The sequence below is a fragment of the Nocardia paucivorans NBRC 100373 genome, from assembly GCF_000308675.1.
Lineage (GTDB): Bacteria > Actinomycetota > Actinomycetes > Mycobacteriales > Mycobacteriaceae > Nocardia > Nocardia paucivorans.
This window is the reverse complement of the sequence record NZ_BAGE01000087.1, coordinates 1-612: the sequence shown is the minus strand read 5'-3', so window position 1 is coordinate 612 and position 612 is coordinate 1. Positions and strand designations below refer to the sequence as shown.

Annotated in this window: 1 protein-coding gene; it reads left to right on the top strand. The window is 63.9% G+C overall.

All coding sequences use genetic code 11. From position 1 onward, the window contains the following. Positions 1-25: 25 nt before the first annotated feature. Positions 26-612 (top strand): AMP-binding protein (locus ON32_RS23365; protein ID WP_245551262.1); only part of this gene is annotated, 587 nt, incomplete at its 3' end.

The following is a 612-nucleotide window of genomic DNA, read 5'->3' as shown; positions in this document are numbered from 1 at the left end:
TCCCGATGAGCGCATCATCCATATGGTGACCGATTCGAAAGCGACAATCGGTCTCACTGTTTCCTCCGTGCACGCACGGCTACCCCACGTCGTCGACTGGTTGGTGCTCGACGACCTTCTCACGGCCGACGAACCGGAGGAATCCGATGACCGGCCGATCACCGATGTCGATCGAGTGCGGCCATTGCGTGTCGACGATATCGCGTATGTGATCTACACCTCCGGGTCGACGGGTGTGCCCAAGGGGGTAGCGGTCACCCATCGAGGTCTGAGCAACTGCGCCGCCGTGCACCGGGAGGTACTGGAGCTCGGGCCTTCTTCACGGGTCGCGCATTCGGCGTCGCCGAGTTTCGATGTGGCGGTTCTGGAGCTGTTGCTGGCGGTGTGCGCAGGCGCGACCATGGTCATCACGCCCGGCGCGGTATTGGGTGGTGACGAGCTCGGTCGGTTGCTGGATCGGGAGCGTGTCACGCATGCATTGGTCACCCCGTCGGTGCTGTCCACCGTGGATCCGCGGCGGTGGCCGTTGCCGGATTTGACCCATCTGGTGGTCGGTGGGGAGGAGTACGGCTCCGACCTGGTCGAAAGTTGGGGTCGGGGGCGTCGTATCCA